General features: G+C 73.9%; 20 protein-coding genes and 1 tRNA gene. 13 read left to right on the top strand and 8 right to left on the bottom strand.

What is annotated here, in order from left to right; translation table 11 throughout:
- Window positions 1-59: 59 nt before the first annotated feature.
- Window positions 60-132, top strand: a tRNA-His gene (locus ACIRO3_RS09470).
- Window positions 133-230: 98 nt separating this feature from the next.
- On the opposite strand, the gene ACIRO3_RS09465 is transcribed toward ACIRO3_RS09470, so the two are convergent.
- The gene (locus ACIRO3_RS09465) at window positions 231-1,256 is read right to left on the bottom strand and encodes a LacI family DNA-binding transcriptional regulator (RefSeq protein ID WP_404134324.1); all 1,026 of its coding nucleotides are present in this window, start codon (window positions 1,254-1,256) and stop codon (window positions 231-233) included.
- 114 nt (window positions 1,257-1,370) lie between these two features.
- Between ACIRO3_RS09465 and ACIRO3_RS09460 the strand changes: the two genes are divergently transcribed.
- The 4 genes from ACIRO3_RS09460 to ACIRO3_RS09445 are packed head-to-tail and all read left to right on the top strand — an operon-like array spanning window position 1,371 to window position 5,854.
- Window positions 1,371-2,687 carry an ABC transporter substrate-binding protein gene (locus ACIRO3_RS09460; RefSeq protein ID WP_361771618.1) on the top strand — a complete coding sequence of 439 codons (1,317 nt, stop codon included), beginning with the start codon at window positions 1,371-1,373 and terminating at the stop codon, window positions 2,685-2,687.
- 7 nt (window positions 2,688-2,694) lie between these two features.
- Window positions 2,695-3,675: a carbohydrate ABC transporter permease gene (locus tag ACIRO3_RS09455; RefSeq protein ID WP_404134319.1), complete on the top strand. Its 981-nt coding sequence runs from the start codon at window positions 2,695-2,697 to the stop codon at window positions 3,673-3,675.
- The gene (locus ACIRO3_RS09450) at window positions 3,672-4,496 is read left to right on the top strand and encodes a carbohydrate ABC transporter permease (RefSeq protein WP_329445081.1); all 825 of its coding nucleotides are present in this window, start codon (window positions 3,672-3,674) and stop codon (window positions 4,494-4,496) included. Before ACIRO3_RS09455 ends, ACIRO3_RS09450 begins: the two co-directional genes overlap by 4 nt.
- Before the next feature lie 14 nt (window positions 4,497-4,510).
- Window positions 4,511-5,854: a GH1 family beta-glucosidase gene (locus ACIRO3_RS09445; RefSeq protein ID WP_404134316.1), complete on the top strand. Its 1,344-nt coding sequence runs from the start codon at window positions 4,511-4,513 to the stop codon at window positions 5,852-5,854.
- Between the two features lie 57 nt (window positions 5,855-5,911).
- On the opposite strand, the gene ACIRO3_RS09440 is transcribed toward ACIRO3_RS09445, so the two are convergent.
- The gene (locus ACIRO3_RS09440) at window positions 5,912-6,490 is read right to left on the bottom strand and encodes a WHG domain-containing protein (protein WP_361771620.1); all 579 of its coding nucleotides are present in this window, start codon (window positions 6,488-6,490) and stop codon (window positions 5,912-5,914) included.
- A 227-nt stretch (window positions 6,491-6,717) separates the two neighbouring features.
- Between ACIRO3_RS09440 and ACIRO3_RS09435 the strand changes: the two genes are divergently transcribed.
- Window positions 6,718-7,212: a MarR family winged helix-turn-helix transcriptional regulator gene (locus ACIRO3_RS09435; RefSeq protein WP_404134313.1), complete on the top strand. Its 495-nt coding sequence runs from the start codon at window positions 6,718-6,720 to the stop codon at window positions 7,210-7,212.
- Between the two features lie 109 nt (window positions 7,213-7,321).
- Here the strand turns inward: ACIRO3_RS09435 and ACIRO3_RS09430 are convergent, their stop codons facing one another.
- The 3 genes from ACIRO3_RS09430 to ACIRO3_RS09420 form a co-directional block, all read right to left on the bottom strand.
- The gene (locus tag ACIRO3_RS09430; protein WP_404134310.1) at window positions 7,322-8,029 is read right to left on the bottom strand and encodes an NADPH-dependent F420 reductase; all 708 of its coding nucleotides are present in this window, start codon (window positions 8,027-8,029) and stop codon (window positions 7,322-7,324) included.
- Window positions 8,030-8,281: 252 nt separating this feature from the next.
- Window positions 8,282-9,643, bottom strand: a complete 1,362-nt coding sequence (locus tag ACIRO3_RS09425; RefSeq protein WP_404134308.1) for a sensor histidine kinase — start codon at window positions 9,641-9,643, stop codon at window positions 8,282-8,284.
- On the bottom strand, window positions 9,640-10,329 hold the full coding sequence (locus tag ACIRO3_RS09420) for a response regulator transcription factor (RefSeq protein ID WP_361771624.1): 690 nt from the start codon (window positions 10,327-10,329) through the stop codon (window positions 9,640-9,642). The genes ACIRO3_RS09425 and ACIRO3_RS09420 overlap by 4 nt, the downstream gene beginning before the upstream one ends.
- A 78-nt stretch (window positions 10,330-10,407) precedes the next feature.
- On the opposite strand from ACIRO3_RS09420, the gene ACIRO3_RS09415 reads away from it, so the two are divergent.
- A complete protein-coding gene (locus ACIRO3_RS09415; RefSeq protein WP_404134305.1) occupies window positions 10,408-10,956 on the top strand; it encodes a hypothetical protein in 549 nt (182 codons plus the stop codon).
- A 74-nt stretch (window positions 10,957-11,030) separates the two neighbouring features.
- Window positions 11,031-12,560: a class I adenylate-forming enzyme family protein gene (locus tag ACIRO3_RS09410; RefSeq protein ID WP_404134302.1), complete on the top strand. Its 1,530-nt coding sequence runs from the start codon at window positions 11,031-11,033 to the stop codon at window positions 12,558-12,560.
- Here ACIRO3_RS09410 and ACIRO3_RS09405 read toward each other — a convergent pair.
- Both ACIRO3_RS09405 and ACIRO3_RS09400 read right to left on the bottom strand, forming a co-directional pair.
- Window positions 12,557-13,426 carry a spermidine synthase gene (locus ACIRO3_RS09405; protein ID WP_404134299.1) on the bottom strand — a complete coding sequence of 290 codons (870 nt, stop codon included), beginning with the start codon at window positions 13,424-13,426 and terminating at the stop codon, window positions 12,557-12,559. The two genes, ACIRO3_RS09410 and ACIRO3_RS09405, sit on opposite strands and share 4 nt — an antisense overlap.
- Window positions 13,427-13,451: 25 nt before the next feature.
- Complete coding sequence (locus ACIRO3_RS09400) at window positions 13,452-13,901, bottom strand: hypothetical protein (RefSeq protein WP_404134297.1); 450 nt, start codon at window positions 13,899-13,901, stop codon at window positions 13,452-13,454.
- 243 nt (window positions 13,902-14,144) lie between these two features.
- On the opposite strand from ACIRO3_RS09400, the gene ACIRO3_RS09395 reads away from it, so the two are divergent.
- Window positions 14,145-15,467, top strand: coding sequence for a tetratricopeptide repeat protein (locus ACIRO3_RS09395; RefSeq protein WP_404134295.1), 1,323 nt, complete (start codon window positions 14,145-14,147; stop codon window positions 15,465-15,467).
- 111 nt (window positions 15,468-15,578) lie between these two features.
- Here the strand turns inward: ACIRO3_RS09395 and ACIRO3_RS09390 are convergent, their stop codons facing one another.
- The gene (locus ACIRO3_RS09390) at window positions 15,579-16,175 is read right to left on the bottom strand and encodes a histidine phosphatase family protein (RefSeq protein WP_404134292.1); all 597 of its coding nucleotides are present in this window, start codon (window positions 16,173-16,175) and stop codon (window positions 15,579-15,581) included.
- A gap of 128 nt (window positions 16,176-16,303) precedes the next feature.
- Between ACIRO3_RS09390 and ACIRO3_RS09385 the strand changes: the two genes are divergently transcribed.
- The 4 genes from ACIRO3_RS09385 to ACIRO3_RS09370 are packed head-to-tail and all read left to right on the top strand — an operon-like array spanning window position 16,304 to window position 21,141.
- A complete protein-coding gene (locus tag ACIRO3_RS09385; protein WP_404134290.1) occupies window positions 16,304-17,152 on the top strand; it encodes a phosphatase PAP2 family protein in 849 nt (282 codons plus the stop codon).
- Window positions 17,079-18,251: a hypothetical protein gene (locus ACIRO3_RS09380; RefSeq protein WP_404134288.1), complete on the top strand. Its 1,173-nt coding sequence runs from the start codon at window positions 17,079-17,081 to the stop codon at window positions 18,249-18,251. The genes ACIRO3_RS09385 and ACIRO3_RS09380 overlap by 74 nt, the downstream gene beginning before the upstream one ends.
- Window positions 18,239-19,816 (top strand): hypothetical protein, encoded by a 1,578-nt coding sequence (locus tag ACIRO3_RS09375; protein ID WP_404134286.1) that lies wholly within the window; start codon window positions 18,239-18,241, stop codon window positions 19,814-19,816. The genes ACIRO3_RS09380 and ACIRO3_RS09375 overlap by 13 nt, the downstream gene beginning before the upstream one ends.
- The gene (locus ACIRO3_RS09370; protein ID WP_404134284.1) at window positions 19,813-21,141 is read left to right on the top strand and encodes an AAA domain-containing protein; all 1,329 of its coding nucleotides are present in this window, start codon (window positions 19,813-19,815) and stop codon (window positions 21,139-21,141) included. Before ACIRO3_RS09375 ends, ACIRO3_RS09370 begins: the two co-directional genes overlap by 4 nt.
- Window positions 21,142-21,239: the final 98 nt, after the last annotated feature.

Raw genomic sequence — 21,239 nt, 5'->3', positions numbered from 1 at the left:
AGCACCCTCCCGGACCCTGTACGCTTTTCTTCGGCCGGTCGGTTTTCCGACCGGACATGGTGGGTGTAGCTCAGTTGGTAGAGCACCTGGTTGTGGTCCAGGTGGCCGCGGGTTCAAGTCCCGTCACTCACCCTGTGGAAAGGCCCCGACCCGCGCGAGCGGGCCGGGGCCTTTCGCGTGCTCAAGGCGATTCCCGGACCGCGTGCTCAGGGCGGTTCCCGACCGCGTGCTCAGGAGGATTCCCGGACCACCAGCTCCGTCGGCAGCACGACCGCCGTCTGCCCCGGCCGGCCCGCTATCCGCTCCAGCAGGACCCGCGCCATGGTGCGGCCCATCTCCTCGATCGGCTGGCGCACGCTGGTCAGCGGCGGGTCCATGTGGCGGGCCACCACCGAGTCGTCGAAGCCGACCAGCGCCACGTCGCCCGGGATGCGGCGGCCGGCGGCCCGCAGCTCGCGGCGGGCGCCCGCCGCCATGACGTCGGAGGCGGCGAAGACGGCGTCCAGGTCGGGCCGGCGTTCCAGCAGCTCGCGCACGGCTCGGCCGCCGCCCTCCTCGGTGAAGTCCCCGACCGCGATCAGTGCCTCGTCGACCGGGTGCCCCGCGGCGAGGAGCGCCTGCCGGTAGCCGTCGAGGCGGCACTGGGCGCCGTACACGTCGAGGGGTCCGGTGACGGTGGCGATCGCGCGGCGCCCCCGGCCGAGGAGGTGGCGTACGGCCTCGGCGGCTCCGGCGAGGTTGTCGGAGTCCACGCTGGGCAACGTCTCGTCGGCCGAGCGGCGTCCGCTGATCACGGCCGGGATGCCCAGTTCGGCGAGCAGCTCCGGGAGCGGGTCCCCGGCGTGCACGGAGACCAGCAGCACCCCGTCGACGCGGTGGTTCGACAGGTACTGCGCCAGTCGGCGGCGTTCCCGCTCGCTGCCGGCGAGGGTGAGCACCAGTTGGATGTCGGTCTCGGCGAGGGTGGCGCCGACCCCGCGCACCACGTCGGAGAAGTACGGCTCGGCGAAGAAGCGGGCCTCGGGCTCGGGGATGACGAGGGCGATGGCGTCGGTGCGGTTCCCGGCGAGGGCCCGGGCCGCGCGGTTGGGGACGTATCCGAGTTCGGCGACGGCGGCCTCGACGGCGACCCTGGCCTGCTCGCTGACCTGGGAGGATCCGTTGATCACCCGGGAGACCGTGCCGCGTCCGACCCCGGCCCGGACCGCGACCTCCTCCAGCGTCGGCCGTCCCCCGCTGCGCCCGTGCCCGTTCATGGCTTCCTCCCGGCTGGTGAATCTACCCGTTGACTGCCTCTTGACGATGGTGGGAGCGCTCCCACACTGTGGCACACGACACCCGGCACGTTCCATCCCCCAGGGAGGATCCTGATGCGAGCCCGAAGAAGACTTGTGACCGCGGTCGGTGCGATGGGCGCGACGGCGTTGCTCCTCGCGGGGTGCTCGCAGGACCCCGGCGAGGCTCCCGCCCAGGGCGGCTCCACCGGCGGCAAGGCGAAGACCACCCTCACGGTCGGGGTCTTCGGTGCCTTCGGGCTCCAGGAGGCCGGTCTGTACGACGAGTACATGGCGCAGAACCCGGGGGTCAGGATCGAGCAGACCTCCATCGAGCGCAACGAGAACTACTACCCGCAGCTCCTCACCCACCTGGGCACCGGCAGCGGACTCGCCGACATCCAGGCCGTGGAGGTCAACAACATCGCGGAGGTCACCGCGACCCAGGCCGACAAACTGGTTGACCTCGCGAAGGCGCCGGGCGTCGACAAGGGCGCCTTCCTGCCGTGGAAGTGGGCCCAGGGGACCGCGAAGAACGGGGCGACCGTCGCTCTCGGCACCGACATAGGCCCGCAGGGCATCTGCTACCGCAAGGACCTCTTCGCGGCAGCCGGGCTGCCCACCGATCGGGCCGCGGTCGGCGCGCTGTGGGCAGGCGACTGGAACAAGTACCTGGAGACGGGCAAGGCCTACAAGGCGAAGTCCGGTGCGGGCAAGGCCTTCGTGGATTCGGCGTCGGGCGTGATGGCGGCCGTCACGGGCAGCAGCGCGGAGCGGTTCTACGACGCGCAGGGCAAGGTGGCGTACAAGACGAACCCGGCGGTGCGCGGCGCCTTCGACCTGGCGGCCTCCTTCGCCGTCGAGGGGTTGAGCGCGAAGCTCCAGCAGTTCACCCCGGCCTGGGACCAGGGCTTCTCCAACGGGAACTTCGCCACCGTCTCCTGCCCGGCCTGGATGCTCGGCTACATCCAGGACAAGGCGGGTCCGGCGGGCAAGGACAAGTGGGACGTGGCGCAGGCCCCGAAGGCCGGCAACTGGGGCGGCTCGTTCCTGGTGGTGCCGAAGGCGGGCAAGAAGGCCGAGGAGGCGGCGAAGCTGGCGGCCTGGCTGACGGCCCCCGCGCAGCAGGCGAAGTTGTTCGAGAAGCGCGGGAGCTTCCCGAGCGCGAGCGCCGCGTACAAGCTGCCGGCGGTGTCGGGCGCGAAGCACGCGTACTTCGGCGGCGCCCCGATCGGGGAGATCTTCGCGCGGGCGGCCGAGGGGGTGCCGGTCACGGTGATCGGCCCGAAGGACCTGGTCATCGCGCAGAACCTGGCGGACATCGGGATGCTCCAGGTCGACCAGAAGGGCCGCACCCCGCAGGAGGGCTGGGACGCCGCGGTGAAGGCGATCGACAACGCCTTGGAGCAGTGAGGTGGCGGTGACGGACGAGACGGCTGTTCTCGCCCCCTCCGCCGCCGGCAGCGACCGGCCGGCGGCGGAGGGGGGCGACCGGCGCCAGGTGTGGCGCTCCCGCCGCTACCGGTGGGACCTGCGCTGGAGTCCGTACGGCTTCGTGGCCCCCTTCTTCCTCTTCTTCGCCGCGTTCGGGCTGTTCCCGCTGCTGTACACCGGCTGGGCGGCGCTGCACCAGGTGGAGTTGACGGACCCGGACGCCATGACCTGGGTGGGACTGCGGAACTTCACCCGACTGTGGGACGACGCGTTCTTCTGGAACGCGCTGCGCAACACCTTCACCATCGGGCTGTTGTCGACGGTGCCGCAGTTGGCGATCGCGCTGGGGCTGGCGCACCTGCTCAACTACAAGATGCGCGGCTCGGCCTTCTTCCGGGTCGCGGTGCTCACCCCGTACGCGACGTCGGTGGCCGCGGCCACGCTGGTCTTCGTGCTGCTCTTCGGCCGGGACTACGGGATGGTCAACTGGGCCCTGTCGACGGTCGGCTTCGGGCCGGTGGACTGGCAGAACGGCCCCTTCGCCTCCCAGGTGGCGGTGTCCACGATCGTGGTGTGGCGGTGGACGGGCTACAACGCGCTGATCTACCTGGCGGCCATGCAGGCCGTCTCGGCCGATCTCTACGAGTCGGCGGAGTTGGACGGGGCCTCGCGGTGGCAGCAGTTCGTCCACGTCACCGTGCCCTCGCTGCGGCCGACGATCTTCTTCACCTGCGTGGTGTCGACCATCGGGGCCACCCAACTCTTCGGTGAACCGCTGCTGTTCAACGGCGGGGCGGGCGCGACGGGCGGCTCGGACCACCAGTTCCAGACGCTGGGGCTGTACCTGTACGAGCAGGGGTGGGTGAACCTGCACCTGGGGCGGGCCTCCGCCATCGCGTGGGCGATGTTCCTGATCCTGCTGCTGATCGCGGGCCTGGCCCGGCTGCTGCGAAGGGTGTCCCGATGAGATCGCTGCGCGCGGGGAAGCCGACGTACGTCGTGCTCGGGGTGTTCACCCTCGGCTCCCTCTTCCCCCTGGTGTGGACGGCGATCGCCGCCTCCCGGAACAACACGCGGCTGGCGCAGACCCCGCCGCCGTTCTGGTTCGGCGGAAACCTGGGCCACAACCTGTCGGTCGCCTGGACCGACGCGAACATGGGCACCGCCCTGCTGAACACGGTGATCGTCGCGGGCACGATCACCGCGGGCACCGTGCTCTTCTCCACCCTGGCCGGCTTCGCCTTCGCGAAACTGCGGTTCCGGGGGCGCCGGCCGCTGATGGCGCTGGTGGTCGCGACCATGCTGGTGCCGCCGCAGTTGAGCGTGGTCCCGCTGTACATGCTGATCGCCGAACTGTCCTGGACCGACCGGCTCCAGGCGGTGGTGCTGCCGGCCCTGGTGGGTGCCTTCGGGGTGTTCTTCATGCGGCAGTACCTGGTGCACGCGCTGCCGTTCGAACTGGTGGAGGCGGCGCGGACCGACGGGGCGAGCTCGTGGCGCGTCGTGTGGCACGTGGTGTTCCCGGCGGCGCGTCCGGCGATGGCGGTGCTGGGGATGCTGACCTTCGTCATGGCCTGGAACGACTTCTTCTGGCCGATCGTCGCGCTGACGCAGAACGGCAGCCCGACGGTGCAGGTGGCCCTGACGGGTCTGGGCCGGGGGTACATCCCCGACCAGTCCGTGATCATGGCGGGTGCGCTGCTGGGCACGCTCCCGCTGCTGCTGGTGTTCCTCGTCTTCGGCCGCCAGATCGTCGGCGGCATCATGCAGGGAGCGGTGAAGGGTTGAGCGGGATGAGTGGGATGAGCGACGTGCGGTTCCCCGACGGGTTCCTGTGGGGAGCGGCCACGGCCGCCTTCCAGATCGAGGGCGCGGCCGAGCTGCGCGGGCCGTCGATCTGGGACACCTTCTGCCGTACGCCGGGGAAGGTGCGCGGCGGCGACACGGGCGACGTGGCCGCCGATCACCACCGGTTGTGGCGCGAGGACGTCCGGCTGATGGCCGCGCTGGGGCTGGGGGCGTACCGGTTCTCGGTGTCCTGGCCCCGGGTGCTGTCCGGCGGACTCGGTTTCTACGACGCGCTCGTCGACGAGTTGTCGGCGCACGGGATCGAACCGTGCCCGACGCTGTACCACTGGGATCTGCCGCAAGAGCTGGAGGACGCGGGCGGCTGGCCGGAACGGGAGACCGCGTACGCCTTCGCGTCGTACGCGGAGACGGTCGCGAAGACCCTCGGCGACCGGGTGGGGCGCTGGACCACCCTGAACGAACCCTGGTGCAGCGCCTTCCTCGGCTACGCCTCGGGAGTGCACGCGCCGGGGCGCACTTCCCCCGCCGACTCGCTGCGCGCCGCGCACCACCTCAACCTGGCGCACGGGTTGGCCGCGTCGGCGCTGTCCTCGGTCCTGCCGTCCTCGGCGCGGGTCGGCATCGCGCTCAACCCGAGCGCGGTACGGCCACTGACCGACTCGGAGGCCGACCTGGACGCCCGGCGGCGGATCGACGCCCTCGCGAACCGGATCTTCACCGGGCCGCTGCTGCACGGCGCCTACCCCGACGACCTGCGGGTCGACACGGCCGCGCTCACCGACTGGTCCTTCGTCCGGCCGGGCGACGAGGCGCTGATCCACCAGCCCCTCGGCTTCCTCGGGGTGAACTACTACACCCCGGCCGTGGTCTCGGCTGCCGCGGGCGGCCCGCGCGCCGACGGGCACGGGGACAGCGAGCACTCGCCGTGGCCCGGGTCGGAGTCCGTGGCCTTCCACCAACCCCCGGGCGAGCGGACCGACATGAACTGGTCGATCGATCCGACCGGGCTGCGCGAGCTGCTGTCCCGGTTCGCCGGCGAGGCACCCGGGCTGCCGCTCCTCGTCACCGAGAACGGCGCCGCCTACGGCCCGGAGCTGGACGATCCCCGGCGCATCGACTATCTGCGCGGGCACCTCGCGGCGATCCACGGCGCACTGGCCGACGGGGCGCCCGTGGAGGGCTACTTCCTCTGGTCGCTGATGGACAACTTCGAGTGGAGTCACGGCTACGGCAAGCGGTTCGGCATCGTCCACGTGGACTACGAGACCCAGGTCCGCACCCCGCGCGCCAGTGCCCACTGGTACGCCGACCTGGCCCGGAACAGCGTCCTGCGGTGACGGGGACTCGGCCGTGACGGATGCCCGGCCGTGACGGGGATCGGCCGTGACGCGGGCTCAGCCCCGGGCGGGGGGCCAGTTCTCCAGGGCGACGTGCAGCGCGTCGATGATCCGCTCCCATGACGCGCCGACGTCCCGGGGGTGGCCGAATCCACCGGTGGCCTCCAGGCCGCTGTACCCGTGGAAGGTGCTCCGCAGCAGGCGGACGGCGTCGGTCAGGTCGGGTTCGGCCAGGCCGTAGGCGCGCAGCACCCCGTACGTGAGCTCGATGAAGCGGAGGTGGCCACCGGATGCGGCGCCCCGGTCCGGGGGGAGCTGGATCTGGGTGGCCGCGTACCGGCCGGGGTGGCGCAGGGCGAAGTCCCGGTAGGCGTCGGCGAAGGCGGCGAGTGCGTCCCGGCCCGAACGCCCGGCCACCGCCGCACCGATCAGGTCCGCGATCTCGCCGGCCGCCAGCACGGCCACCCGGATCCGCAGGTCCTGGAGGTTGCGGACGTGGGAGTAGAGGCTGGCGTCCTTCACCCCGAAGTTCCGGGCGAGGGCCGACACGGTCACCTGGTCGAATCCGACCTCGTCGGCCAGGTCGGCGGCGGCCCGGGTGACCCGCTCGGTTGTCAGACCCGCGCGCGGGGCCATGCCTCCACCTCCGCCCCCTGATTCCTGGACCGTCCGGGAATTCTCCGAATATACATACGCCTCGCTCGGCGCCCCCCGACGCCGGCCCGGCGCCGCGCCCGGCCGGGTGCCCGGCAACGAGATTCGACATGGCAGGCTCCTCCTCCCCCTAGAATGAGACCCTGGCACAGATGCTGTGTGACGCACTCCCTGCGTCACACAGTTAAATTTGAAGCACGGAGAAGCCGATGTCAACCGATTCCCCTCGTTCGGGTAAGGAATGGACCCGCGCGGAACTCCTCGCGCGGATCCTGATCGAGAGCGGCCGGCACCACACCGACCAGACCCGCCTCCATCAGGCCATGGCCGACCACCTCGGCCTGCACCCCACCGACACGCAGTGCCTGCGCCTCCTCGCCAACGAGGCGGAGCCGGTCAGCACCGGCCACATCGCCCGCCTCACCGGACTGACCTCCGGATCCGCCACCCGTCTGGTCGACCGGATGGTCAAGGCGGGCCTGGTGGAACGGCACGCCGACCCGCACGACCGCCGTCGCTCCCTCGTCGCCCTGGCCCCCGAGGCCCGCCGGCGGATCGGCGCCGCCTGGGAGGCCCCCGACCGCGCCTTCGGCGCCGCGCTGCGGGACTACTCGGACGGCGAACTCGCCGTCATCGCCGACTACCTCCACCGCGCCGCCGAGGTGGTGCGCACCGAGGCCGAACGGCTCGACTCCGCCGACTGAATCCCCTGAATCCCACGACCCCGACCCCGACCCCGACCCCGGCCGCGGCGGGCGGTGGCGGTGGCCGGTTCACGGGCGGCGGCGAACGGCCACCGGACCGCGTTCGCCGTCACACCGGTCCGACGGCTCCCGCCTCGGCCGCCTCGGCCGTCTCGGCCGTCTCGGCCACGTCTGCCGTCTCGACGCGGAAGTTGAACTCCGCGTGCCCCAGCGCGCTCATCAGGCGCAGCCACAACGGCAGCAGCATCTCCGTTCCGCGGGCGGTCTCGATGCCGCCGAGGTCCAGGACGCGGGCGTCCGGCCAGCCGAAGGAGCGCAGCAGTTCGCGTACGGTCGCCTTCGCGTCCGGGTCCTCGCCGGACAGGAACACCTGGTGGTCCCCGGGGACCCGCGCCGGGTCCACCATGATCCGGCAGTTCATCGTGTTCAACGTCTTCACCACCCGGAGTCCGGGGAACGTCCGCTGGAGCATCTCCCCCAGGCTGTCGTCGTTGACCACGTCCAGCCGGGGCGGGAATCCCTCCGCGAAGTCCAGCGGGTTCGCGACGTCGATCAGGATCCGGCCGTCCAGGTCCGCCGCGCCCGCCTCGCGCAGCGCGGCGACGCTCGCCAGCCCGTTCGTGGCGTTGATCAGGGTCTCGCCGTCCCGCGCGGCCCGCGCGAAGGTCGCCACCGGGAGGCGCCCGTCGGCGAACTCGGCGCGTTGGCGGGTGGCCTCGGGGATACGGGTGCCGATGACCACTTCGTGGTCCAGGTCGAGCAGGCGGCCGGCGATCGTGCGGCCGACCGTGCCCGTGCCCAGCACTGCGTAGCGCATGCTCACGTCCGATCCGGGTGCCGATGTCGTGCGGAGGGGGCGGGTCCGTGGCGACCGGCGCCGCGAACCGTGCCGTGGGACCGTACCGACCCGCGGACGCCCGGACGGCCAGGCGCGCCCCGGACTGCCCGCACGTGACCGCGACCGCCCCCGGCCGGCCCAACCGACCCGGACCTGCCAACCAACCACCAACCGGCAACCACCAACCCGCAACCGGCAACCGGCAACCGCCGACCCTGGCGCCCCCGCGCGTCAGGCGCCCCGGCGTTTGCGGCGGCTGCGTCGGGCCTCGCCCCGCGCCCGGTCGTCCAGGGCGATCCACACCCGTACCTCGGTCCCGCCGAGCACCGAGCGCCCCAGCCGCACGTCGCCGCCCGTGGATTCCGCGACCCGGCGCACGATGTCCAGGCCCAGGCCGGTCGAACCGTCGCGCCCGCCGTCGTTGCCGCGGCGCAGCGCCGCGTCCGGGTCGGCGATGCCCGGTCCCGCGTCCGAGACGAGCACGATGACGGCGTCCCCGGCGTCGTGGACGTCCACCGCGAAGGGGGTGCTCTCGGGGGTGTGCCGAAAGACGTTGCCCAGCATGGCGTCCAGGGCCGCCACGAGTTCGGCCCTGGCGACGGGGATCCGTACGGCGCGGTCCACGCCCGCCAGCCGGACCTCGCGTCCTTCGTCCTCCGCGAGCGCCGACCAGAAGTCCATCCGGTCGCGGATCACCTCGGAGGCGTCGCAGCCCGCGCCCACCGAGGTGTGCGGTGCGCGCTGTTCGCGGGCGGTACGGATGATGGTGTCGACCTCGCGCTCCAGTTGCTCCACCGCCGCCCGGGTGTGGTCGGCGGCCGGGCCCTCGCCGAGGGAGGCCGCGTTGAGCCGCAGCACGGTCAGCGGCGTGCGGAGCCGGTGCGAGAGGTCGGCGGCGAGTTCCCGCTCGTTGGCGAGGAGTTCCACCACCTGGTCCGCCATGGAGTTGAACGCGACGGCCGCCGAGCGGAGTTCCTTGGGGCCGTCCTCCGGTACGCGGGCCCCGAGTCGCCCCTCGCCCAACTGGTGGGCGGCGTCGGCGAGCCGCTCGGCCGGTCGCACCAGGCGGGCGCCGAGCCGGTCCGCGACGGCCACCGAGCCCACGATCAGTGCCAGCCCGACGCCCGCGAGGACCATCCAGGCGGTCGCGACCCCGTTGCTGACCTCGCTCTCCGGCACGCGGATCTCGATCACGGCGATGTCCCCGGATCCGAGCGCGGTGGGCTGGAGCAGTGCCGAGCCGCCCCCGGACACCTCGGCGGTGGTCGCGCGGCCCATGGTGCGGGTCTGGGTGACGGCGTGCTCCCCGGCCCAGCCGTCACCGATGTCGACGGGGGCGCTGTCCCCGATCGCGGGCACGTGGACGGCCATCCGCCCGGCGGCGCCCATCTGCGTGGACTCCACCGCCTTGCGCAGCTGTACGGGGTCGGTGGTGATGGAGAGGGTGGGCCCCATGGTGGCGGCCTGTCGTTCGGCGTTGGAGAAGGCCCGGTCGCTGGCCATCTCCTGGACCACGAGCCCGAGGGGTACGGCGAAGGCCACCACCACCATGGCCGTGACCGCGAGGCACACCTTGACCAGCGCCCATCTCACGCCGGCGGCTCCAGCTTGACGCCCACACCCCGCAGGGTGTGCAGGTAGCGGGGGCTGGCGGCGGTCTCGCCGAGTTTGCGGCGCAGCCAGGACAGGTGGACGTCGATGGTCTGGTCGTCCCCGTAGGACTGCTGCCACACCTCGGCGAGCAGTTCGCGCCGGGACACGACCACGCCGGGCCGGCCGGCGAGGAAGGCCAGCAGGTCGAACTCCCGTCGGGTGAGGTCCAGTACCGCCCCGTCGAGTTCGGCCTGCCGGCGCAGCGGGTCGATGGCCAGTCCGCCCACCCGCAGGACCCGGGAGGGCGGTTCCACGCCGGTGGCGGCGCGGGAGCGGCGCAGTACGGCGGCCATCCGGGCGGAGAGGTGTTCGACGGAGAACGGCTTGGTCAGGTAGTCGTCGGCGCCGTCGTTGAGCAGCCGGACGATCTCGGCCTCGTCGTCGCGGGCGGTCGCGATGATGACGGGGACGTCGGTGATGCCGCGCAGCATCTTCAGGGCCTCGGCGCCGTCCAGGTCGGGCAGCCCCAGATCGAGGATGACGACGTCGAAACGGTGGTGCGCGACCTCGCGCAGTGCCTCCAGGGCCGTGCCGACGCTCCGCACGGTGTGGGAGGCCTCGGTCAGGTGCCGGATGAGGGCGGATCGTACGAACTGGTCGTCCTCGACCACGAGCACACTTGCCATGGCGGCACCGTAGTCCATTCGGGGGACGCCGGGAGGCGCCGGGCCGTCTCTGTGACGGGTGGTGCAGTATGTGCCCTGATGCTCAGAGGACTTGTACATGCCATGGCGTGGACGCTGTCCACGGCGGCGGCGGTGACGCTGTCGTGGTGGGGCGTGCACACCGTCATGTCCGGGACGGCCTACGATCCTCCGCTCGCCGTTCCGCTGACCGCGGTGCCGTTGTCCTCCTCGACGCACCACACGGATCCGCCGTCCTCCCCCGTCCCGCCGCCCGGGTCCGCGTCGCCCTCCCCGTCGGCGTCGGCCCCGTCCCCGTCGGCGGCGCCGTCCTCGGGGAAGCCGAAGCCGCCGTCCGCGTCGCCGAGCCCGCGCCCGTACCGGCAGCCGGACGACGGGGCCGGCGGGGACGACGTGAAGGGGTACGGGGTGTCCGGCGGTCGGGTGGCCTTCGACATGGGGACGTCCTCGGCCGAGTTGGTGTCCGCCACCCCGGCGGCGGGCTGGCGCATGCAGGTGTGGAAGCAGGACTTCTGGATCCGGGTCACCTTCACCAAGGACGGCCGCGAGGTGTCGGTGTTCTGCACCTGGCACGACACGGCCCCGCGCGTGCAGATCGTGGACCCCTGAGGGACCCGGGGTCCGCGCGGGCCCCTCGGCTACCGTCGGCACCGACCGGTGGTGACGAGGGAGGGACGGCGGACATGGGTGGCGCGCGGTACGTCACGGATCTGATCGGGGCGTGCGAGCGGTACGCGGGGAAGCCCGCGCTCGGCGCCGGCCCGTCCTGGCTGCTGACCTTCGACGAGGTGCTGTCCGACGCGTACCGGCTGGCCGGCGCCCTGTCCGGGCTCGGTGTCGACCGCGGGTCGGGGTTGGCCTGCGTGACGGCCGGCAATCCGCCCGAGCAGCTGCTCGTACGGCTGGCGGCGCACCTGCTCGGTGCCCGGCTGACCCAGGTCGTCGTCGGGCCGGCCACCCACGGCCTGGAGTTCCTGTTGCGGGACTGCGAACCGGCGCTGGTCGTCCACGACACCCCGGTCCCGGACACCGGGGTCGCCCGCGTGGGCGTGGGCGCGCTGCTGGAATCGGCCCGCGCCCTGGACGCGACGCCGGTACCGGTACGGGCCCGCGAGGAGGACGTGGCCCGGGTGACGTACACGGGCGGTACGACGGGCCGCCCGAAGGGGGTCGCCTCCACGTTCGGGGCGATGGCGGCCCGCAAGGCCGATCGCGGGCGGAGCGCGGAGCTGGTCTACCTGTCGGTGACCTCCCTGGCCCAGCGGTCCGGGGGCCGGTGCCTGGAGCAGTTGCGGGCGGGCGGCCGCAGCGAGGTCCTCGGTCCCTTCGACACGCGCGGGTTCGCGGAGGCCTGCCGCCGGCTGGGGCCCGTGTCCACGTACCTGACGACCTCGATGGTCTACCGGCTGCTGGACGACCCGGTGACCGCGGCCGGGGTGCCCGGCCTGGAGCAGGTCTCGTACGGGGACGCGCCCGTCCACCCGGAGCGGCTGCGGCGGGCGCTGACCGGCTGGGGGGCGGGCGTGGAGTGGCGGCAGGGGTACGGGATGAACGAGTCGGGGGTGATCTGCCGGCTCACGGCGGCCGACCACGAGGCGGCGGTCGGTGACCGCCCCGCCCTCCTCGGCTCGGTCGGCCGGCCCGTGCCCGGGGTGACGGCGCAGGTCCGTACGGCGGACGGCGGCGTGTGCCCCGAGGGTGACACGGGCGAGGTGTGGGTGCGGTCCGCGACGGTGATGGCCGGCTACTGGAAGCGGCCCGCGCTGACCGCGCAGGTGCTGTGCGACGGATGGCTGCGCACCGGGGACCTCGGGCACTTCGACGCGGACGGGTACCTGTACCTCGACGACCGGGTCAAGGACGTGGTGATGGTGGACGGGGAGAACATCTACTGCGGGCCGGTGGAGGCGGCGCTGACCCGGCATCCCTCGGTGGCCGAGGCCGCGGTGGTGGGCCGGTTCCACGACGTCACCGGCGAGGAGGTGTGCGCCTTCCTGGTGCCGGCCGCCGGATCGGTCCCGTCCGGGGAGACGGCCGACGCGGCGTGCGCGCTGGTGGAACGGGAGCTGGCGCGGGACCACCGCCCGACGGCGGTGTTCTGGCTGCCGGCCCTCCCCCTGACGGACCGCGGCAAACCGGACAAGCGCCGGCTGCGCGGGCCGGCCCGGCGGGATCCCGGGGAGACGGGCGACAGGGCGAAAGACAGGCCCTAGCGGAACACCGACGGCGGCGGCTCCGGCGAGGCCACCGCCGAGGCGTCGGTGACCGGGGCCGCGCCGCCCGCGAAGTCCGCCAGGGCCCGGCCGTGTTCGACCCGCCCGGGGTGGGGGTCGCTCGCCACGCGCCGGGTGAACTCCGCGACCGGCAGCTCCCGGTCGGCGGCCACGAGGACCGCGTTGCCGAAGCGTTTCCCCCGCCACACCACGGGGTCGGCGGCCAGGGCCAGTTCCCCGAACCGGGTGGCGGCGGTGGCGATCTGGCCCCTCAGGTGCGCCAGCGGCGGGCCGTCGGCGAGGTTGGCGACGTACCAGCCGCCCGGCGCGAGGGCCCGGCGCACGTCGTCGAGGAACTCGGCGCTCGTCAGGTGGGCCGGGGTGCGGGCGCCGCCGAACACGTCCGCGATGACCAGGTCGGCCCAGCCGTCCGGCACCTTGGCGAGGCCCGCCCGCGCGTCCACCGCCCGTACCCGGACCCGCGCCTGCGGGTCCAGCGGCAGGTGTTCCCGTACGAAGGCCACCAGGCCGGCGTCGATCTCCACCACCTGCTGGGTGGAGCGGGGGCGGCTCGCCGCGGTGTAGCGGGCCAGGGTGAAGGCGCCGCCGCCCAGGTGCACCGCGTTCAGGGGCTGCCGGGCGGGCGCGACGAGGTCGATCAGGTGGCCGATCCGGCGCTGGTACGCGAAGTCCAGGTACCCGGGGTCGGCGAGGTCGACGTGCGACTGCGGCGCCCCGTCGATCAGCAGGGTCCAGGCGCCCGCGCGCTCGCGATCGGGGGTCAACTCCGCCCGGCCGCCGCCCACCTGCCCGACGACCGGCTCCACGGCGCCCCGGCGCCCGCTGCCCTTGCTCTTCCCTGCCATGCGCCCATTATCGCCGGTCAGGGCATCAGCGGCAGTTGTCGGCCGCCTCGATCAGTCGGGCGGCCTCGCCGAGCGCCGCGCGCAGCACGTCGGGGTCGGTGACCGGTCCGACGGCCTCCGGGGGCAGCAGCCAGCCGGTGCCGTCCACGGCGGGCGAGGCGCAGATCTCGGCGTCGCCGATGCGCAGGCCGCGTCCGTTGGTCTGCGTACAGGCGCTGCCGGGCAGGTCCCAGGCGTCGGCGGTGCCGGGCGGGACGAGGAAGCCGAGGGTGTCGCCGGAGCCGTCGTGCAGGACCGGGCCCACGCCTGGGGCGGTGTGGTGGGTGGCCCGCCGGATGATGTCGACCGCCTCCAGGCCCTGCCGGGCGGGCACGGTCACCAGGTCCGGCGCCTCGGCCGGAGCCGGCGCTTCGAGCGTGTCCAGCGTCCCGACCGCCCCCGGCTCGGGCGCGGTGTTCGTTCCGATGCTCTCCATGCCGCCCTCCACCAAGGGAACCCCTCCTCGATCCGCGTGCGAGCCACTGCGCATGGGTTCAACGCGGCGGAACGTCAACGGGTGCGGCGCAACGATGCCGCAAAGGATGGCAGTTCATGGCGGATCGCGGGTGAGATATCCGTTTTGTAGGCAAACACCGCATGAACGGTCCTTCGCCGGCGGTACCTTCGTCCGCGCCGGGCACAGTCTGAGGAAAGCCCGAAGTCCAGAGAGGCCACGTCCATGGCGGCGTCCCCCCACTCACCCAACTCCTCTTTCCGGCGATTGCGCGGAGCGCGCTCCCCGGCCGAGTTCGCGGCGGCGGTCCGCCGGGCCGCACGGGAGATCGGCGAAACGGTTTCCTGCGACGCCCGCTACATCGGGCGGGTGGAGTCCGGCGAGATCCGCTGCCCCAACTACGCCTACGAGCGGGTCTTCCTGCACATGTTCCCCGGTCACACCCTGGCCGACCTGGGCTTCTGCGCACGCGAGGCGGTGCGCGGGCGCTCCGCGCAGCGCGGCGCCCCCGCACCCCCCTCCCTCTCCCACCTCATCCACCGTCCCAAGGAGAGCGACGTGCTGCGTCGCGCGTTCATGGCGGGCGGCTCCGCGACCGTGGCGGCCGCGACGCTCGGCCTCGCCCCGCTCGGCGATTCCCGCCGGCTCCCCTCGCGGGCCGGCGAGTCCGAGGCCGCCGCCGTCGAGGAGGCCGTGCGTCAGATCCGGCTGCTGGACGACCGGCACGGGGCCGACGCCCTGTACCGGCGGGCGGCCGAACCCCTGCGCACCGCCTACGCGTTGCTCGACGCCGGGGCCACCCGGCAGTCCACCGAGGACCGACTGCACGCGGGGGCGGGTGAGTTGGCGGTCTCGGTGGGGTGGCTGGCGCACGACTCGGGCCGTTTCGAGGACGCCCGCTCGCACTACGCGGAGGCCCTGGCGACGGCCCGGGTGTCGGGCGACCCCGCCCTGGAGGCGCACGCCTTCAGCAACATGGCGTTCCTGGCGCGGGACTGCGGGCGGCCCCGCGAGTCGGTGCGGGCGGCCCAGGCGGGCCGGCGCGCGGCCCGCTCGCTGGGGTCGCCCCGACTGCTGTCGCTGCTGGCCCTGCGGGAGGCGGGCGGCTGGGCGGGGCTGGACGACCGCAGGGCCTGCGAGGACGCGCTCGCCCGGGCGCACACGGAGTTCTCCCGGGGCGCGGCGGGCGCGGACCCCGAGTGGATGTCCTTCTTCGGGGAGGCCGAGTTGGAGTCCTTGGAGTCCCGCTGCTGGGCGGCGCTCGGGGAGCACGCGCGCGCCGCCCGGCACGCCCGCCGGGCGGCGGACCTCCAGGACCCGCACTTCGCCCGGAACGTGGCCCTCTACACCGCCGAGCTCGCCGACAACCTGGCCCACGCGGGGGCGCCCGACGAGGCCGCCTGGGCGGGCGGCCGGGTACTGGACCTGCTCGCCGAGGTCCAGTCGACCCGGATCAGGTCGATACTGGCGGGGACGGCCAAGACGCTGGTCCCGCACCAGCGTTCACCGCGCGTCGGCGCCTTCCTGATCCGGCACGCCACGGCCTGACCTGCGCGCGACGACCCGCCCGGCGCGCGGGCGCCGGTCGAGCCGATCGGGCCCCGGGCCCCGGGCCGGCCGATCGGGCCCCGGCCGGGCCGGGCGCTGCGACGCCGGCGGTCAGCCGTCCAGGTGGCCGGTGTCGTTCCAGCGTTCCAGCGCGGGTTCGCCGTACGCCCAGCCCAGCACCGACAGGGAGGTGGGCTCCAGCCGGATCCGGGCGCCGAAGGAGGCCTCGAAGCCGAGCCAACGGGCGGCGAGGGTGCGCAGGACGTGGCCGTGGGCGAAGACGAGGACGTCGCGTTCGGCCGAGCGGGCCCAGGCGACGACCTCGTCGGCGCGGGCCGCGACGTCCGCGACGGACTCGCCGCCGGGGACCCCCTCGCGCCAGATCAACCAGCCGGGTCGGATCGCCTGGATCTCGGCCGGGGTCATGCCCTCGTAGTCGCCGTAGTCCCACTCCATCAGCGTGTCCCAGGGCTCGGCCCGGGCCCCGAAGCCGGCCAGGTCGCAGCTCTCGCTCGCGCGGACCAGGGGGCTGGTGCGCACCTCCAGGCCGGGCAGGCCCGCCCACGGTTCGCGGGCCAGCCGTTCTCCGAGCAGCTTCGCTCCCCGCCTGCCCTCCTCCAGCAGGGGCACGTCGGTGCGTCCGGTGTGCTTGCCGAGCTGCGACCACGCCGTCTGTCCGTGGCGGGCCAGCAGGATGCGGGGGGCCATGTGAATTTCTCCCGGTACATATCGATGTGTACGGATCGGCCCGCTTTCGAGGCGGTTCCGTCGTCCGTCCATCATCCATCACATGAACACCGGGCAACTCCCCCGGTCGCACAAGCGTCCTACACCTCATGACTGACAGGCATCGGCCCCCTCGGTGGTGGACGGAACTGCTCCTCCTCGGACTCGTCTACGGCGCGTACTCCGCCGGCCGGCTCCTGGCGCGGGGCGACGTGGACCTCGCCGTCGGGCACGGCCTCGCCGTCCTGCGCGTCGAGGAGGTGCTCGGGATCGACTTCGAGCGTCCCCTGAACCGGCTCTTCTCCGGATCCCCCTGGTGGGGCGTGCCCGCCGATTTCGGCTACGCCTCGCTCCACTACCTCCTCACCCCGGCCGTCCTGGTCTGGCTCCACCGCCGACGGCCCGCGCACTACCGGGCCGCCCGCACCTGGCTGGTGGTCTCCACCCTGCCGGCGCTGGTCGGCTTCGCCCTGCTGCCCACCTGCCCGCCCCGGCTGCTCGACGCCGCGCACGGTTTCACGGACACGATGGCCCAGTACAGCGCGTACGGCTGGTGGGGCGGCGAGGCCGGCGCCCCGCGCGGCCTCGGATCCTTCACCAACCAGTACGCGGCGATGCCGAGCCTGCACGTCGGCTGGGCCCTGTGGTGCGGGGTGCTGCTGTGGACCCACGGCCGGCGCCCCCTCGTGCGGGCCCTGGGGATCGCCTACCCGGCCGCCACCACGCTGGTGGTCATGGGCACGGCCAACCACTACTTCCTGGACGCCGGCGCCGGAGCCGCCGTGATGGGTCTGGGCCTGCTCCTGACCAGGCGGTTCCACTCGGGAACAGCCGGTTTCCGGCGTAAGACCACGATTGTCAGTGGCGGATGGGACACTTCCGCCCGTGAGCTCCTACCCGGCCGGCGGCCCTCCGCAGCGAACACCGCAGACGACGACACTGCGGCAGCGGCTCGCTGACCTGCGCGGCCCCTCCGTGCCGCCCCGCCCGCTCGACGCCAGGGCGCTGGCCGCCCTCGCCGCCAACCCGGGCTGCGGCAGACGGGCCCTGCTCGACGGGGCCGGCGTGGACAAGACGGCTCTCGCGCAGGCCCTCGGCTCCCCCGCCCCCTTCGGGCAGTCCCAGTTCGCGATAGTGCGCGGCAACTCCTTCGAGGCCAAGGTCAAGGGCGACGGCGGGGCCGAACTGCTGCGCCTGGTCCACGAACGGCTCGGCGCCGGGGCCGAGCCGCCCGGCCCGGCCGCCCCATTGCCCGATCTCACCGCCGCCGGTCCCGAAGGGCGGGCCGCCCGGCCCGCGCTGGCCCTGCGCGAGGCCACGGCCGCCGGGACCTGGACCCTGCTCGACCATCCGATGCTGGCCCTGGAGGTGGCGGGCACGCCCGCCTACCTGGAGCCGGACGCCGTCGTGGTGCACCCCGACGGCCACTGGACCGTCGTGGAGATCAAGTCGTTCCCGATGATCGACGGGGGCGCCGACGCGGCGAAGGTGGGCGCCGCCGCGCGGCAGGCCGCCGTGTACGTGCTGGCCCTGGAGAAGACCGCCGAGAAGCTGCCCGGCTCCACCGTCGGCCACCAGGTGGTGCTGGTCTGCCCCAAGGACTTCTCCAACCTGCCCACCGCCGCGCTCGTCGACGTGCGGCGCGAGCGCGCCGTGACCCGGCGCCAGTTGGAGCGGCTGACCCGGGTCGAGGACCTGGCCGCCGCCCTGCCGGAGGGGACCTGCTTCGATCCCGCCCGGCCGGCCGAGGAACTGACCGAGGCGGTGTCCGCCGTCACCGCCGCGTACGCCCCCGAGTGTCTGGCCGCCTGCGAACTGGCCTTCCACTGCCGGGAGCGGGCCCGCGGCGCCGACGAGGTGACCGCCCTCGGCCGTTCCCTGCGGGGCGAACTGGGCGGTCTGACCACCGTCGAGGCGGCCCTCGCGGCGGCCGCCGGGGCGGGCGGCACGCAGGACCCGATCGCGGCCGCGCTGCACCGGGCCGCCCGACTGCGCGCCGAGGCCCTCTCGCTCGTCCCCGCCCGGACGTCCCCGGAGGCCGCCACATGCCCCTGCTGAACACCCTCGCGCGCCTGGAGGCGGTCCGGGCGGGCCGGGCCCAGGCGCTGGCGACCGTACGGCACCGGCATCTGAGCGGGCGCCCGCTGGTCGTCGTGCCGCTGACCACCGCCGGCGAGGCCGGGGCGCCGCTGGGCGCCATGGTCGGCACCGATCCGCAGGCGCCGGCGCTGCTCGTGGTCCCTCAGCCGCGCGACCGCGACCTGCGCTGGACCTTCCTCGCGGAACTGGCCGACCTGGTGCTGCCGTACGTGGACGCGTACGCGGACGACGTCGAGCTCGTGGAGCGCAACGAGACCGACCCCGAGACCGGCGCCAAGAGCAAGGTCGCCGCCGAGCTGTGCCTGGACGCCCCCCAACTGATCGTGCCCAGCCGGGCGGGCGTGGAGTACGTACGCCTCCTCGGCCGGTCGATGCGGTTCCGGCGAACGGCCGAGGAGGATCCGGAGAACCCGTATCCGGCGCCGGCCCGGGTGCCGCTGCTGGGGCGCTGGTTCACCCACCTCGGGGAGCGGGCCCGGGTGCCCGGTTCCTCGATGCTGCTGTCGGCGACGGACCTGCTCGGTCGGCACTGGGCGACGGGCCAGAGCAACCTGGAGGACCAGCATCTGGGCGCCCTGCTCGCCTGGATCGCGCCCCCCGAGGGCGAATCCGGCGCGGAGGCGGCCCTGCGCGCCGAGGTCGCCCGCGACCCCCGGGGCGGGCTGCTGGTCCCGCCCGCCGGACCGGCCACCGACCCCGCCTTCGACAACCGGCTGCTGGCCCCGGCGATGGCCCGCTACGACGCGGCGCGCGCCTCGGGTGACCCCGCCGCCGTCGAACCGGCCGAGCGGGCGGTCCGGGAACTCGTCGCGGACCAGATGCGACCCACGTGGGCGGCGGTGTGGCGGTCGCTGGAGCTGCTGCGCGCGCTGCCGTCCGGGGAGCGGACCGAGGAGCGCTGGACCCGCGACCGCTGGTCGTACACCGGGCACCGCGACCGGGTGCGGGCGGGCGAGCCCCCGCAGCCGCGCCGCGACGACGCGGTGACGGCGGCCCAGAAGCTGGCCACGCGCGAGACCGAGCAGGTCCGTCTCGACGCCCAGGAGGCACTGGACGACCCACTGGTGATGGCGGGTCGGCGGCTGTCCGGGGAGGCGTTCGCCGGGGAGGTCACCGAGGTGGTCATGGAGTGGACGCAGGCCAAGCGGCCGCGTCCGCGCCCGCTGGTGACGGTGGACACCGAGGACCGGCCGCAGTTGGCGGACGGCGGAGGCGCAAAGGTGTTCCGGTCCCTCGACGGCCGTCCGCAGGCGGCCGAGTTCGTGCGGTTCGAGGAGGCGGGGCGGATCGTGCTGCGGCTGCTCGACAAGATGGGCGGTGGCAGGGAACCCGCTCCCGGCTCGGTGCCGGAGAAGGGCGACCGGCTCTGCTGGACGCTGTTCGAGCACGACGCGCGCGGCGGCCCCAAGCTGCCCGATCCGGAGAAGACCCCGTGGACGCACGGAGGCCCGCCGGCGCACCTGAGCGCCGACCGACCGCACCTGCCCGCGCCCGATCCCGTGACCGCCGAGGACCTGTTGTGAGTTTCGATCCGGCCGCGGCCGCCGACAAGGCGACCGCCGCCATCCTGCACGACACCCTGCACGGCGCGGAGCGGGGCGTGGTCGTCGACTCCCCGCCGGGCGCCGGCAAGTCCACGCTCGTGGTCCGGGCCGCCCGGGAGCTGGCCGCCGCCGGGCGCCGACTGATGGTGGTCGCGCAGACGAACGCGCAGGTCGACGATCTGGTGTTGCGGTTGCACGGCAAGGATCCGGGGCTGAAGGTGGGCCGGCTGCACAGCAGCGACGGCGACGCCTACGACCCGGCGCTGCGCGAGCTGGCGTCGGTGACCCTGTCGGCGAAGCCCGCCGACCTCGCCGAGCTGCCGATCACCATCTCGACGGCGGCGAAGTGGGCGTACGTGAAGGACACGGAGCCGTGGGAGCACGCCATCGTGGACGAGGCGTACCAGATGCGCTCGGACGCGCTGCTGGCCGTGGCCGGGCTGTTCGAGCGGGCGCTGTTCGTGGGCGACCCCGGGCAGCTCGACCCGTTCAGCGTGGTCGGCGCGGAGCAGTGGGCGGGGCTGTCCTACGATCCCTCCGCCTCGGCGGTGTCCACCCTGCTCGCGCACAACCCGCATCTGCCACAGCACCGGTTGCCGGTGTCCTGGCGGTTGCCCGCGTCGGCCGCGCCGCTGGTGTCCCGGGCGTTCTACCCGTACAACCGGTTCCGCAGCGGCACGGGCCCCGGCGAGCGACGGCTGTCGTACGGGGTCGCCTCGGACGGGTCGGGCCCGGACCGGGTCTTGGACGAGGCCGCGGAGTCGGGCTGGGGCCTGCTGGAGCTCCCCGCGCGGCACACCCCGCGCACCGACCCGGAGGCGGTGCGGGCGGTGGCCCTGGTGGTGCGCCGGGCACTGGACCGGGGCGCGGTGACGGCGGACGAACAGTCCGCGGGCCCCACGCCGTTGACCGCCGACCGGATCGCGGTGGGCACCGCGCACCGGGACCAGGCCGCCGCCGTGCGGGCGGCCCTGACGGCGCTGGGTGTCCCGGGGGTGACGGTGGACACCGCGAACCGGCTCCAGGGGCGGGAGTTCGACCTGACGGTGGTGCTGCACCCGCTGTCGGGCCGGCCGGACGCGACCGCGTTCCATCTGGAGACGGGTCGGTTGTGCGTGCTGGCGTCCCGGCACCGGCACGCCTGCGTGGTGGTGGCCCGGGCGGGCATAGCGGAACTGCTGGACGACCATCCGTCGTCGGAGCCGGTGCAGTTGGGGGTGACGGTGAAATTCCCGGATGGTTGGGAGGCCAATCACTCGGTGCTGGCCCACCTGGCGGAACACCGGGTGGCCTGGCGGCCCTGAGGCGGCGCTCGCGCGGGCGCCCGCCTCGGCGGCACGTCATCCGCCCAGTTGACGCATCACCCGTCCCCGGCTTTGGTCGGGGGCCGCGTCACCCACCA

Source organism: Streptomyces sp. NPDC102278, assembly GCF_044766345.1.
Taxonomy (GTDB): domain Bacteria; phylum Actinomycetota; class Actinomycetes; order Streptomycetales; family Streptomycetaceae; genus Streptomyces.
Note: the sequence above shows the minus strand (reverse complement) of the source record. Positions and strands in the feature narration are given on the sequence as shown.